Source organism: Streptomyces sp. NPDC056160, from assembly GCF_042268205.1.
GTDB lineage: Bacteria > Actinomycetota > Actinomycetes > Streptomycetales > Streptomycetaceae > Streptomyces.
The window spans coordinates 1-12,316 of the sequence record NZ_JBHJUW010000196.1; the positions used below are offsets into that span (position 1 = coordinate 1).

Annotated in this window: 9 protein-coding genes and 1 pseudogene; 6 read left to right on the forward strand and 4 right to left on the reverse strand. The window is 71.6% G+C overall.

Annotated elements, in window-relative coordinates; all coding sequences use genetic code 11:
• Positions 1-208: 208 nt before the first annotated feature.
• Positions 209-1,171: a quinone oxidoreductase gene (locus ACFC02_RS38800; RefSeq protein WP_376367097.1), complete on the forward strand. Its 963-nt coding sequence runs from the start codon at positions 209-211 to the stop codon at positions 1,169-1,171.
• A 162-nt stretch (positions 1,172-1,333) separates the two neighbouring features.
• Here the strand turns inward: ACFC02_RS38800 and ACFC02_RS38805 are convergent, their stop codons facing one another.
• Positions 1,334-1,810 (reverse strand): SDR family oxidoreductase, encoded by a 477-nt coding sequence (locus ACFC02_RS38805; protein ID WP_376367099.1) that lies wholly within the window; start codon positions 1,808-1,810, stop codon positions 1,334-1,336.
• Positions 1,811-2,149: 339 nt separating this feature from the next.
• Between ACFC02_RS38805 and abc-f the strand changes: the two genes are divergently transcribed.
• From abc-f to ACFC02_RS38820, 3 genes are all read left to right on the forward strand, one after another.
• The gene (gene abc-f, locus ACFC02_RS38810; RefSeq protein WP_376367101.1) at positions 2,150-3,781 is read left to right on the forward strand and encodes a ribosomal protection-like ABC-F family protein; all 1,632 of its coding nucleotides are present in this window, start codon (positions 2,150-2,152) and stop codon (positions 3,779-3,781) included.
• Positions 3,782-3,863: 82 nt separating this feature from the next.
• Positions 3,864-5,516, forward strand: a complete 1,653-nt coding sequence (locus ACFC02_RS38815) for an ABC-F family ATP-binding cassette domain-containing protein (RefSeq protein WP_376367103.1) — start codon at positions 3,864-3,866, stop codon at positions 5,514-5,516.
• Between the two features lie 77 nt (positions 5,517-5,593).
• On the forward strand, positions 5,594-6,151 hold the full coding sequence (locus ACFC02_RS38820) for a CGNR zinc finger domain-containing protein (protein WP_376367105.1): 558 nt from the start codon (positions 5,594-5,596) through the stop codon (positions 6,149-6,151).
• A gap of 241 nt (positions 6,152-6,392) precedes the next feature.
• On the opposite strand, the pseudogene ACFC02_RS38825 reads toward ACFC02_RS38820, so the two are convergent.
• A pseudogene (locus ACFC02_RS38825) lies at positions 6,393-6,892 on the reverse strand (DUF6924 domain-containing protein).
• Between the two features lie 200 nt (positions 6,893-7,092).
• Positions 7,093-7,269 (reverse strand): 50S ribosomal protein L32, encoded by a 177-nt coding sequence (gene rpmF / locus ACFC02_RS38830; protein WP_376367107.1) that lies wholly within the window; start codon positions 7,267-7,269, stop codon positions 7,093-7,095.
• Positions 7,270-7,919: 650 nt separating this feature from the next.
• Here rpmF and ACFC02_RS38835 point away from each other — a divergent pair.
• Positions 7,920-10,061, forward strand: coding sequence for a BTAD domain-containing putative transcriptional regulator (locus ACFC02_RS38835; RefSeq protein ID WP_376367109.1), 2,142 nt, complete (start codon positions 7,920-7,922; stop codon positions 10,059-10,061).
• A 48-nt stretch (positions 10,062-10,109) separates the two neighbouring features.
• Here the strand turns inward: ACFC02_RS38835 and ACFC02_RS38840 are convergent, their stop codons facing one another.
• Positions 10,110-10,643 carry a sigma-70 family RNA polymerase sigma factor gene (locus ACFC02_RS38840; RefSeq protein WP_376367111.1) on the reverse strand — a complete coding sequence of 178 codons (534 nt, stop codon included), beginning with the start codon at positions 10,641-10,643 and terminating at the stop codon, positions 10,110-10,112.
• A gap of 366 nt (positions 10,644-11,009) precedes the next feature.
• Here ACFC02_RS38840 and ACFC02_RS38845 point away from each other — a divergent pair, with 366 nt between their 5' ends.
• Positions 11,010-12,260, forward strand: a complete 1,251-nt coding sequence (locus tag ACFC02_RS38845; RefSeq protein WP_376367113.1) for a ricin-type beta-trefoil lectin domain protein — start codon at positions 11,010-11,012, stop codon at positions 12,258-12,260.
• The last annotated feature ends 56 nt before the right edge of the window (positions 12,261-12,316 follow it).

The window sequence follows — 12,316 nt, forward strand, 5'->3', positions numbered from 1 at the left end:
CATCGGACGGCCACCCGGCCCATCGTGCTGCCCGCACCCCGAAAGATCACCACGAGCCCGCCGGATACCGGAGATCAGAATTCACGCGGTGGATCAAGGCTGAGGGATAGGGGTCTATTTTCTGGACTCGCAGGTCCATTTTTGTCCTTCTACGGTGCGTACCACGACCGCTCACCACACGTTTCCCTACGCGGAGAAGTATCACCTCATGCATGCGATCCACATCAAGGAGCACGGCGGCCCCGAGGTCATGGAGTGGACCGAGCTGCCGGATCCGGTCCCCGGTCCCGGTGAGGCGCTGGTCCGCCTCGGTGCCGCGGGGGTCAACTACATGGACACGGGCGCCCGCGGCCAGGGCGCGCCCGGCTGGGTCGCGCCGCTGGTCCTGGGCGCCGAGGGCATGGGCCACGTGTCCGCGCTGGGCGAGGGTGTCGAGGACTTGGCCGTCGGTGACCGGGTGGCCTGGTACTACCACCCCGGCAGCTACGCCGAACTGCTGGCCATTCCGGCGGACTCGCTGGTCAAGGTGCCCGAGGGCATCAGCGACGAGACGGCCGCCGCCCCCATGCTCCAGGGCATCACCGCCCACCACTTCAGCACCGAGACCTACGCCGTCAAGCCGGGCGACACGGCCGTGGTGAACGCGGCGGCAGGCGGCGTGGACCTGCTCCTCACCCAGATGATCAAGGCCCGGGGCGGCACCGTCATCGGACTTGTCTCCCGCGAGGAGAAGGCCGCCGTCGCGGAGCAGGCCGGCGCCGACCACGTGGTGGTCTGGTCCGGCGGCGGCTTCGAGGACCGGATCAAGGAGCTGACCAGGGGCGAGGGCGCCGACGTCGTCTACGACGGCGGCTGCACGGAGACCTTCCGCTCCTCCCAGCTCGCCCTGCGCCCGCACGGCGTGTACGCCTACTACGGTCTCATGATGGGCGTGCCGACGTTCCGGCCCACCGACCTGCCCAACAGCATCCTGCTGTCGTACCCGGTGATGTCCCACAACGTGCCCACCCGCGAGGCCCTGCTGCGGCGGACCGGCGAGATCTTCGACATGGTGCTCGCCGGGAAGCTCACCGTGCGCATCGGCGGCCGGTACCCGCTGAAGGAGGCCGCACGGGCGCACGCGGACATCGCGTCGCGCCGGACCACCGGCAAGCTGCTGCTCCTGCCCTGACCGGCCGTGGGCGGCGGACGGCACACGTGCCGGGCCGGGCAGGCACGGCTCAGGCGGCGGTGCCTCCGACCGCCGACCACAGACCGCTCATGGCGTCGAGGTATCCGTCCGGGCCGGTCGCCCTCAGCACCGCCGCGTCCCGTACTTCCGGATGGGTGAGGATCAGGAAGTCCTCCTTTTGGTCACGGTGTAGGGGACGGCACCGGGACTCATCAGCAGTCCCGCGGCGGACGCGACGTTCAGGAGATTGCTCTCGCCGCGCGCCGCCATGGCGGGCACCAGCGCCCGTGCCGCGCACATGTGCGCCATCACTTGGATGTTCCAGTGCTGCTGCCATCCCTCGTCGGGCGCGTCGAAGCCGCCGACGGGCGGCACGATCCCGGCGTTCGAGCAGAACACGTCCACGGGGCCGAAGTGTGCATCGGCCTCCGCGATCACCCGCTCGACCTCCGCCTCGCGCGTGAGGTCGGCGGTGACCGCCAGGCCGCCCACCTGCCGGACCGCGGCCTCAGCCGCGTCGGCGTCCCGGTCGACGACGACGATGCCGCGCGGGCTTTCCTGCGCGAAGCGCTCGACGAGGGGGCGCCCGATGCCGCTGCCGCCGCCCGTCACCACAATGATGCGAATTTCAAGTTCCATAGGTGCACATTGCAGCGATTCATGGACATATGTTTCTACACGTGTGTGTCTAGATATCGGCATGTCTGGCGCGCGGGATCGTGGGCGCGATCGGCTCCGTCGTCCCGGGCGCGATACTGTTAGACTGATTGAGACGTTGTTTCCTTCTTGAGGAGCCCAGACATGGTGGTGGACGACGACATCTCCGGGTGATCACCCGGACCCGACAGGCCACCGGCCGGTGCGTACGAGGCATCGCCGAGGTGGTCTCCGTGTCGTCCCCTCACACCCCTCGTCTGCCCTTGCCGGGGCACAGCTGTCTTCCGTGCTCCGGCCCTCTCTCCTCATGAGGTCGCCTCCATGTCCGACGCCTCCGTCGTCTGCTCGAACCTGTCCTTCACCTGGCCCGACGACACCCCGGTCTTCCAGGACCTGTCCTTCGCCGTCACCCCCGGCCGCACCGGTCTGGTCGCGCCCAACGGCACCGGCAAGAGCACCCTGCTCAAGCTGATCGCCGGTGAACTGCGGCCCAACAGCGGCTCCGTGTCCGTCTCCGGTACCCTCGGCTACCTCCCCCAGACCCTCCCGCTGACCGGTGATCTCACCGTCGCCGAGGTGCTGGACGTGGCCGCGGTAATCCAGGCCATCGACGCCGTGGAGTCCGGAGACGTCGACGAGAAGCACTTCACCACCATCGGCGACGACTGGGACATCGAGGAGCGCACCCGCGCCCAGCTCGACCGTCTCGGCCTGGCCGACCTCACCCTGGACCGCAGCCTGAGCACGCTCAGCGGCGGCCAGGTCATCTCGCTCGGCCTCGCCACCCAGCTGCTCAAGCGGCCCGACGTGCTGCTACTCGACGAGCCCACCAATAACCTCGACAGCGACGCCCGGCACAAGCTCTACGACGTGCTGGGCGACTTCACCGGCTGCCTGCTCCTGGTCAGCCACGACCGCGCCCTGCTCGATCGCATGGAGCGCATCGCCGAACTCGACGGTGGCGAACTCCGCTTCTACGGCGGCAACTTCACCAAGTACGAAGAGGCGGTCCGGGCCGAGCAGGAGGTCGCCGAGAAGAACGTCCGCAATGCCGAGCAGGAGCTGAAGCGGGAGAAGCGGGAGATGCAGCAGGCCCGCGAGCGCGCCGAACGCCGGCAGAGCAACGCCGCCCGCAACCTGAAGAACGCCGGGCTGCCCCGTATCTTCGCCGGGAACATGAAGCGCGGCGCGCAGGAGTCGGCGGGCCGGGCCGGACAGGTGCACGCGGGACGGGTCAGCGAGGCGAAGGCCAAGCTGGACGAGGCCGGGCGCGCGCTGCGCGAGGAGCAGCGCATCACCCTGGACCTGCCGGAGACCAATGTGCCCGCCGGGCGCAACCTGTTCCTCGGCGAACAGCTGAAGGTGCGCCTCGGCGCCAAGGAGGTGTTCGCCGGTGCGGGCGTCGACCTGGGCATCCGGGGTCCCGAGCGCATCGCGCTGACCGGTCCCAACGGCGCCGGCAAGAGCACCCTGCTGCGGCTGCTGAACGGCGACCTGACGGCGGACGGTGAGATCAAGCGGGCCGACGGCCGGATCGCCTACCTCTCGCAGCGGCTGGACGTGCTCGACCTGAACCGTACGGTCGCCGAGAACTTCGCCGACTACGCGCCGCAGCGCTCGGAGGCCGAGCGGATGAACCTGCTCGCCCGCTTCCTCTTCCGGGGCGCCCGCGCCCATCTGCCGGTCGGCGTGCTCTCCGGCGGTGAGCGGCTGCGCGCCACCCTGGCCTGTGTGCTGTGCGCCGAACCGGCCCCGCACCTGCTGCTCCTGGACGAGCCGACGAACAACCTCGACCTGGTCAGCGCCGGCCAGTTGGAGAGCGCCCTCAACTCCTACCAGGGCGCGTTCGTCGTGGTCAGCCACGACGAGCGGTTCCTGCGGGAGATCGGTGTGAACCGCTGGCTGCGGCTGGCCGACGGCGAGCTGAAGGAGACGGCTGCCCCCGAGGTGTGAGCCACCGGTGCGACCACGGGCCCGCGTCCGAGGCGCAGACCGCCCCGCGGGCCGCACACCGATCACACCTCGGAGGTTCTCCGTGCCTCAGCCCGCCCTGCTCGCCCATGACCTCGTGCGCACCCTAGGCGACCGCCGGGTGCTCGACGGGGTCTCCCTGACCGCCTCTCCCGGCCACCGCATCGGCCTGATCGGGGAGAACGGCGTCGGCAAGTCGACCCTGCTGCGCCTGCTGGCCGGCACCGACGAACCCGACGCCGGCCAGGTCGTCCGCCCGCCCGACCTGGGCATCCTCCAGCAGGAGATGTCCTACGACGCGGGGGCGACGATCGCCGACGTGCTCGACGACGCCCTGCGCGAGGCCCGCGCGGACCTCGCCGAGCTCGAACGCCTCACTGGAGAAGTCGCGCGGACCGCCGAGGACGCGCCCGGGTACGCCGCCCTGCTCGACGCGTACGACGTCCGGCTCGAACAGGCCCAGGAACGGAAGGTCTGGGACGCCGACCGGCGGGCCGCGCTGGTCCTAGACGGCCTCGGTCTCGGCGCCTTCGGGTCGGAGCGCGCGCTCGGATCGCTCTCCGGCGGGCAGCGCGGACGGCTCGCGCTGGCCGCGCTGCTGGTCCGGCGGCCCACCGCGCTGCTGCTGGACGAACCGACCAACCACCTCGACGACGAGTCCGCCGCCTTCGTCGAGGAGCAGGTACGCGGCCTGCCCGGAGTCGTCGTGGTGGCCAGCCACGACCGTGCCTTCCTCGACGCGGTGTGCACGGATCTGATCGACCTCGACCCGGCGGTCGAGGGACCGGTCCGCTACGGCGGCAACTACAGCGCGTACCTGGCCCAGAAGCACGCCGAGCGCGAGCGCTGGGAGCGGCGCTGGGCCGAGGAGCAGGAGGAACTGGCAGCGCTGCGGGTGTCCGCGCAGGTCACCGCGCACCGGGTGGCACCGGACCGGGGCCCGCGCGACTCCGAGAAGATGGGCTACGGCCACCGGGCCGGCCGGGTGCAGAGCCAGATCTCCCGGCGGGTGCGCAACGCGGCCCGCCGGCTGGAGGAGCTGGAGCGTTCCCAGGTCGGTGAGCCGCCGAGACCCCTGCGGTTCGCGAGCACCGTACTGGCCGCGCCGGCGGTCGAGGACGCCGACGGACCGCTGGTCGCGCTGGACGGCGTACGGGTGCCGGGGCGGCTCGCGCCGGTGGACGCGGAGGTGGCGGCGGCTGACCGGCTGCTGGTCACCGGCGGCAACGGCGCCGGGAAGTCGACGCTGCTGGCGGTGCTCGCCGGGCGGCTCGTGCCGGAGGGCGAGGTCAGACGGCGGCGCGGCCTGACGGTGGGACTGCTCGCGCAGGACACCGCCTTCGACCGGCCGGAGCGGACCGTCCGCGACACGTACGAACAGGCGCTGGGCGCCGCGCGGGCCGACGCGGTGCCGCTGGGTTCACTGGGGCTGCTGCACGAGGCGGACCTGGACAAACCAGTCGGCCGGCTCTCGGTCGGACAGCGCCGACGGCTCGCGCTGGCCCTGCTGGTGGCCCGGCCGCCGCAGTTGCTGCTTCTCGACGAGCCGACCAACCACCTCTCCCCGCGGCTGTGCGACGAGCTGGAGGCAGCGCTCGGCACCGGGCCGGGCGCCATCGTGCTGGCCAGCCATGACCGTTGGCTGCGCGAGCGCTGGCAGGGCCGGGAGATCCGGCTCGGCTCCGCGCGGGAAGGGCGGGTGGGTGCGGGACGGTGAACCCCGCACACAACTGAAAACCGGCTGGACAGGTGACGACTCTTGCAGAGGCGGGAGTCACCTGTCAAAATGGTGACATGAACCTTGACCATGTCTTCGTGTGCGGCAATCCGGTCCTGGATTTCGCCGCTACGCTGCGTGCTCGCCGTACGCTGCGATTTGAAATGTTCGCGACACCAGACCGCCTGGACGCCTGGTTCCTGGAGTCCGGTGTCGTCGATGCCGTTACTCCGAGCGAGCAGGCCGACATCGAGCAGGCCGCAGCGCTGCGGGAGGCGATCTACCACCTGGTCACCGCGCGCCGCCTGGACGAGGGGTACGAGGCTGAAGCGCTGGACCTGGTGAACAGCACGGCGCGTACCCCGTCCGCCGTGCCCCAGCTGACGCCGGAGGGCCGCCGGACCGAGGCGAGCCCGCAGGAGGTGCTGTCCACCCTCGCCCGGGAGGCGGTCGAGCTGCTGAGCGGCCCGGACGTGCCCCTGCTGAAGGAGTGCGGCAACCCCGAGTGCACCCGCGTCTACATCGACCGCTCCCGGGGCATGCGACGCCAGTGGTGCGGCATGGAGTCCTGTGGCAACAAGATCAAGGCCGCCGCGTACCGCGCCCGCAAGAAGACCGTGCCCGCCGCGGTCTGAGGCACCGCACGGCCCGGCTGCCGGGTCCGCGTCCCGACCGCCGCCGGGCGCGGACGCGACAGCCGGCGCCGTTCAGGCGCCGACCGTGAGGGTCCTCGGTGTTCTGCGGAACCTGCCCAGCGGCAGGCGCCTGAACCAGCGCGGCGGCAGCGGGAAGTTCGCGTACCTGCGGTCCCGTCCGCCGTCGGCGCCGGCTCCTCCGCTCTGCTCTGCCCCCGGGGCGGTGTACCGGTCGACGCCGTCAGCCGACTGTGCGCCAGTCGGCGCGGAACACCTGCTGCGGTGCCGCCGCCGCACCGGCCGAGAAGTCCTGGAGATCCATGTCGGCGAGTCCGAGGTTGGTGCTGATCGCCTGCACGCCCGCCGGTTCGGTACGAAACGCGCGTCCGTACTCCGTCAGTGCCTCGTACCCCTCATCGTCCTCGCAGTCGTTCCTGGTGAAGGTGGTCACCGCGAGCAGGGGCCGCAGGGGGAGCGCATGGTGGTCGTGTCGGCGAGGAACACGACGGTGACCGTTTCGTTCAGGTGCTCGTCCGCCGCGACTCCGGCCAGCGCCTCGTCCACGCCGGACCCGGCCCAGGCCGGGTCGTCGACGATCCAGGGCTCCGGCTCGCCGAACTCGTCGGGAGCTTCGAGCGCCGCCCGGACGGCCCGCCAGGCGTCGCCATCCGTGTAGTCGGTCCTGATCACGACGGCGGCGAGATCCCCATGTGCGCTGGTGTCGGGCAGCGGCCTCGTCATGTTTCTCCTCGGCGGATGCCATGGGGGAGGGCGGATCGGGCGGCACCGCGGCCGGCACCCGGCCGGCCCGCACGGTGCGGCACGTGTGGGAGACACCCCGTGCACCGGAACAGGTCCGGGCGGGCACGGCGGCTACCACAGCACCCTGTCCGCGCAGGCCGTGGCCGGGTGGGTAAAGAGACTTCCCTGTAAGGAAGTTGTCAGGACGCGGGAGGCAATACCTGGCGACCGCGGTAGGTACCGCAGTGCGGGCAGGCGATGTGTCCGGGTGTGGGCAGGCCGCACGCGGGGTTCGCGCAGGCCACCAGGGCGGGCCGGGCGGCCTTCCAGTGGGCCCGGCGGTGGCGGGTGCGCGAGCGGGACTTCTTGTGCATCATGAGCGGTGTTTCCGGTTCTGTGTGTGCGCTCCCGGACACGGCACAGCGTGCCTGCGAAAGTACGGGGAGCGCGGGATCCGACCAGGTAGGACACGGGACGGCGAACGCCTCGGCGCACGGCGACGGAACCCTTCGACGGGTCCACGGCGACCACGGCACATGTGTCGGACGGGCTCAGCGTACGGGACACGCACGAGCACGCAGGAGAGGCCGACCCCAGGCTCGACGGTTCTCGGCGAAGGAGAACCGGAGCAGTGCGGGTCGGCGATTCGCCGTAACTAGGCTCTGTCGACTTCAGTAAACACGTCAAGGAGATTAGCAAGGCGCACACCTCGGAGCAACCCGCACGGCGGGCCGTGGAACACGTCACTCCGTCGCGGCCGGATGACGTAGAGTTCCGCGCCGCACACTCCCGTTGCTCCCCCGAGGTGACGTACGGGTGCCCCTGAACTGATGGTCAGGTGACTGATGCGCCGGCCGGACGGACGGGCGAAAGTGAAACGGCAGCCATCAGCGCACACATTCGTCACACTCCGGCCGCTTGACAGCCGGAGTCCACGAGTGGGACGGTTTCGTCACCGGTTAGGATGGTGACGACGGCGAGCTACCGGCACGGTCGGACGGGCGAGGAAGGGCGAGGACGGCACGGGATGGACGCTGCGGTGCGGTACTCGATTCTCGGGACGGTCCGCGCGATGCGCGGGGAAGCGGAGCTGACGGTCGGCCCGCCCAAGCGGCTCGCACTGCTGTCTCTGCTGCTGCTGCGTGCGCCGGGGCCACTGACGCTGAGCGAGGCGGTGGACGTCCTGTGGGAGGACGATCCGCCGCCCAGCGCCGTCAATGTGATGCACCGGCACATCGGCGCGCTGCGCCGGGTCCTGGAGCCCGGTCTGTCGAGCCGGGCGGAGGCGGCACACCTGGTGCGCGCGGCGGACGGGTATCGGCTGCTCGTGGACGCCTCGACGTCGGATCTGCTGCGCTTCAGGGAGCTGCGGACCCAGGCCAGGCACGCGGTGCGGGCGGGAGACCCGGCGCGGGCCGCGCGGTGCCTGGTGGAGGCGCTGCGGCTGTGGCGCGGGCCGGTGGTGGCGGCGGGCACACCGGTGGCACAGCACCCGGCGCTCGTGTCGGTGGGGCACGAGTTCGTCGCGGCGGCGAAGGAAGCCGCCGACGTGGTGCTCGCCTCGGCACCGGAGGGGGCGGAGGAGGTTCTGGCCGTGCTGCGGGTGGCGGTGGACTGCCACCCCTTCGACGAGGCCCTGCACTCACGGATCATCGCGGCACTGGCGGCGACCGGCCGGCAGGGCGAGGCACTGCGCCACTTCGAGGCGGTGCGCGCGGTACTGGCCGAGGAACTCGGCGTGGAACCCGGCCCCGGTCTGCGCGCCGCCCAGCAGCACCTGCTCCAGCACGGCGGCGGCAGCGACCGTGCCGACGCGTTCGCCGTATCCGCCAAGTCCGCCCCGCTGTCGCGGGAACGGAGTGCTCGTGTCTCCCAACTCCCGGCAGACAACGCAGTGTTCACCGGACACGAGACGGAAATCGCACAACTGGCAGAACTGCTCGGCCCGGCTGGCACGGACCGCCCCGGCACGACGGCGGTCCTGTGCGGCATGCCGGGTATCGGCAAGACAACGTTGGCAGTCCACTTCGCCCACCGGTCGGCCGACCGCTTCCCCGACGGCCGGATCCACGTCGACCTCCAGGGCCACCACCCCACCCGCGAACCGCTGGACACCGGGCAGGCCATGCGGGACATCCTCGACGCCCTCAGCGTCCCGCACGACCGGCACACCAGCGCCGGCGCCCTGACCGCCCTCTACCGCGCCACCCTGGCCGAGCGCCGGCTCCTACTCATACTCGACGACGCCCGTGACTGCGAACACGTACGTCCGCTGCTCCCCGCCACCGCCGCCGGCCTCGCCGTCGTCACCAGCCGGCGCCGCCTGGAAGGTCTGGCCGTCACCCACAACGCCCGCGTCGTCCCGTTGTCCCCCATGAGCTGGGCCGAGAGCCTGCGCCTGCTCGACCGGCGCCTGGGCACCCACCGCACCCGCGCCGAACCCGACGCCGTCCAGCGAATCGCCGACCTGTGCGCGGGCCACCCCCTGGCGCTCACCCTCACCGCCACCCGCGCCCAGACCAACCCGCACTTCCCGCTGACCGCCCTCGCCGCACATGTGGCGGCACAGGGGGGCACACTCGCCCCCTACACCGGGCCCGATCCGCACACCGACCTGCGGCACGCGCTCGACCGCACGTACCGGACCCTCTCCCCCGGCGCTGCCGCCCTCTTCCGCCGCCTCAGCCTGCACCCGGACCCGGACATCACCGTCGCCACCGCCGCCAGCCTCACCGCGACCGACCCACACACCGCCCACCGGCACCTCACCGAACTGGCCGACCACAGCCTGCTCACGGAGACCACGCCCGGCCACTACACCGTGCATCCCCTGCCAGTCACCTACGCCGCCGAACTCGGCCGTGCGCAGGACACATCCGCCGAGCGGTCCGAGGCACACACACGGGTGTGGGAGCACTATCTGCACACCGTGGAAGCGGCCGTCTCCCTGCTCGCGCCGCGGCACGGCAGCACGGCCCTGCCGCCGCCGCGGCCCGGTGTCTGCCCGCAGCGGTTCGCCGGGCCCGCCGAGGCGGCGGCCTGGCTGGCCGCCGAACGCAGGGTGCTGCTCGCGCTCGTCCGGGACGCCGACCGCCGTCCTCGGGACGAGTCGCTGCGCAAACAGCTCAGCGAGGCACTCGAAGTGGCCGCGCGCCCGCCCGGCCCCTGACACGACATGTGCCGGTGCCTCGGGACGGGCGGCGGCCTCCCGGTGCTCTCAGGCGGCTTCGAACTGCGCCACGCTGCGCAGCTTGCGCAGGGCGTTGTGCTGGCGGGACTTGACCGTTCCGGCCGGTACGCCGAGGAGGCCGGCGGTCTCCTGAATGGTGCGGTCACACAGATAGATGTGCACCAGAACGGCCCGGTGCTCGGGCGACAGTGTGCGCAGCAGCGGCTTGGCGACCAACGTGTTGTGCACCGAGTCGGTGCCGTCCGACCCGCTAGTCGAGTCGTTGTACGTGGCTCCGACGAGCTCCCTGCGGGAGTGCGGTTTGCGCACCCAGTCGATGACCAGGTGCCGGGTCACGGTGAAGAGCCAGCCCCGTATCGAGCCCTCCATCCCCAGCAGGCGGTCGATGTTCCGCCAGGCGCGGATGATGGCCTCCTGGACGACGTCCTCGGCGAGCCCGTGATCACCCAGCATCTTCTCCGCGTACGAGACGAGCCCGTCGCGGTGTTCCGTCATAATGGCCCGGAGCAGGTCTGCTCGGTTTACAGCCGTGGGGGGCGTAGCCATAATTTTCTGAACCATCCTGGCTCTGTGTCATGCAGCGACCGGGGACCGGATCTGGCCCCCGTGTACGCATTTGAACAGGCCGAGGTGCCAGAAGACTGTCGCTTTTGTGACGCCATCATGCCGAGCCATACGTATGCACACGGCAGACGGGCCGGGAAGGGAGCGCACGGCGTCGGAGGTCGGGGCACATGGCGTCCACCGTCTACGCGTTGCTCCGCTCCCTTACCCGCGCGACCGAAACTCACCACACGGAATGAGTCGCATGTCACATGACTCGCAACCACCCCTCGAAGACACCCCACACATGTGTGCAGGACCGCTTGCGGCCTGCCGGGCGATCCCGTACGGCGCACGGATCGCGTGCTCCCCGAAAGGAAGCTCATGACATCCAGCGAACCGGCGCGGCCCGTCCGGGCGGTACCCGCGAGCGTGCCGGTGGCCGCGGCACCCGACACCACCGCGCCCCCGGCCCCGAAGCAGCGCGGCGCCTCGAAGCGGAACACATCCAAGCGCACCGCGGCTGAGCGCTCCGCGGCAGAGAACTCCGCGGCCGAGGGCGCCGCCGGTACCGGCGAAGGAGGTGCTCCGGAGCACAAGAGCGAGACGGACACCGGCAACCGGGAGCCGGAGACCCCCGCATCGGCGTCCGCGGGGACCACCGCCTCCCCGGAAGCCGCGCCCGCCGCGGGCGCGGCCGAGTCCGGCGCCACCGCGCGGCGTTCGCCCCGGGCCCTGCTGCGCGGCACGCACCGCGGCGTCCTCACGGCGGCGGCGGTCGCGGGGGTGGTCCTGGTGGCCGGTGTGGTGGTGAGTCTCCACAGCGGCGGTGGCTCGACCGGTGCCGCGGCCCCGCAGGCCCCCGCCGCCTCGGTCTTCGCCCCCGACGGCGGCAACGAGCCCCGCGCGGGCGTACCCGGCGCCCTGCCGCTGCCGGACGCCAGCCCGTCCGGCGCGACGCCCAGCGGCGGTACGGCCGACAACCGCCCGGACGCCGTACACCCGCAGGGCACGAAGGGCCACGCGGGTGCTGCGAAGGACGGCGGCTCCGGCAAGGGGACGGCCGTGTCCGGTAGCGGCAAGGGCGGGGGCGGCAAGGCCGGGAGCGCCCAGGTTCCGGCGGGGTCACCGGCAAAGGGCGGCGGCACCAAGTCCGCCCCCGTGGCCCACCCGACGCAGAAGGGATCAAGTTCCTCGGGCAACGGGGCCACGTCCGGTTCGGGAACGTCGTCCGCGTCGTCCCCCTCGTCGGCCGGTACCGGCATCATCGGCCACGCCTCGGGCCGTTGCATCCACGTGGTCGGAGGCAAGGGCAAGGACGGGTCCCCACTGGACATCCAGGACTGCTCGGGCGCCGGTTCCCAGAAGTGGACGTTCGCCTCGGACGGCACCATCCGCGCCTTCGGGCTCTGCATGGACGCCGCGGGCGCCTCCACCGCCGACGGCACCACCGTCCAACTGGCTTACTGCAACGGCGGACCCGCGCAGCAGTTCCGTCTCAACGCCCGGCACGACCTCGTCAGCATCCTCGCGACTAAGTGCGTGGACGTGCGCGACAAGCGGACGTCCAACGGCTCCCGGCTGCAACTGTGGTCCTGCGCCGGGACCTCCAACCAGAAGTGGTCCAGGAACTGACGGACAGGCGTCATGAACGCCGCCGGGTCCGTACGCCCTTCGCGGGCGTACGGACC

What these genes read in the sequence shown, in the direction of transcription:
- ACFC02_RS38820 (WP_376367105.1), top strand. Translation starts at nt 5,594, where the DNA reads ATGAACCTTGACCATGTCTTCGTGTGCGGCAATCCGGTCCTGGATTTC.
- ACFC02_RS38835 (WP_376367109.1), top strand. Translation starts at nt 7,920, where the DNA reads ATGGACGCTGCGGTGCGGTACTCGATTCTCGGGACGGTCCGCGCGATG.
- abc-f (WP_376367101.1), top strand. Translation starts at nt 2,150, where the DNA reads ATGTCCGACGCCTCCGTCGTCTGCTCGAACCTGTCCTTCACCTGGCCC.
- rpmF (WP_376367107.1), bottom strand. Translation starts at nt 7,269, where the DNA reads ATGATGCACAAGAAGTCCCGCTCGCGCACCCGCCACCGCCGGGCCCAC.
- ACFC02_RS38840 (WP_376367111.1), bottom strand. Translation starts at nt 10,643, where the DNA reads ATGGTTCAGAAAATTATGGCTACGCCCCCCACGGCTGTAAACCGAGCA.
- ACFC02_RS38845 (WP_376367113.1), top strand. Translation starts at nt 11,010, where the DNA reads ATGACATCCAGCGAACCGGCGCGGCCCGTCCGGGCGGTACCCGCGAGC.
- ACFC02_RS38805 (WP_376367099.1), bottom strand. Translation starts at nt 1,810, where the DNA reads ATGGAACTTGAAATTCGCATCATTGTGGTGACGGGCGGCGGCAGCGGC.
- ACFC02_RS38800 (WP_376367097.1), top strand. Translation starts at nt 209, where the DNA reads ATGCATGCGATCCACATCAAGGAGCACGGCGGCCCCGAGGTCATGGAG.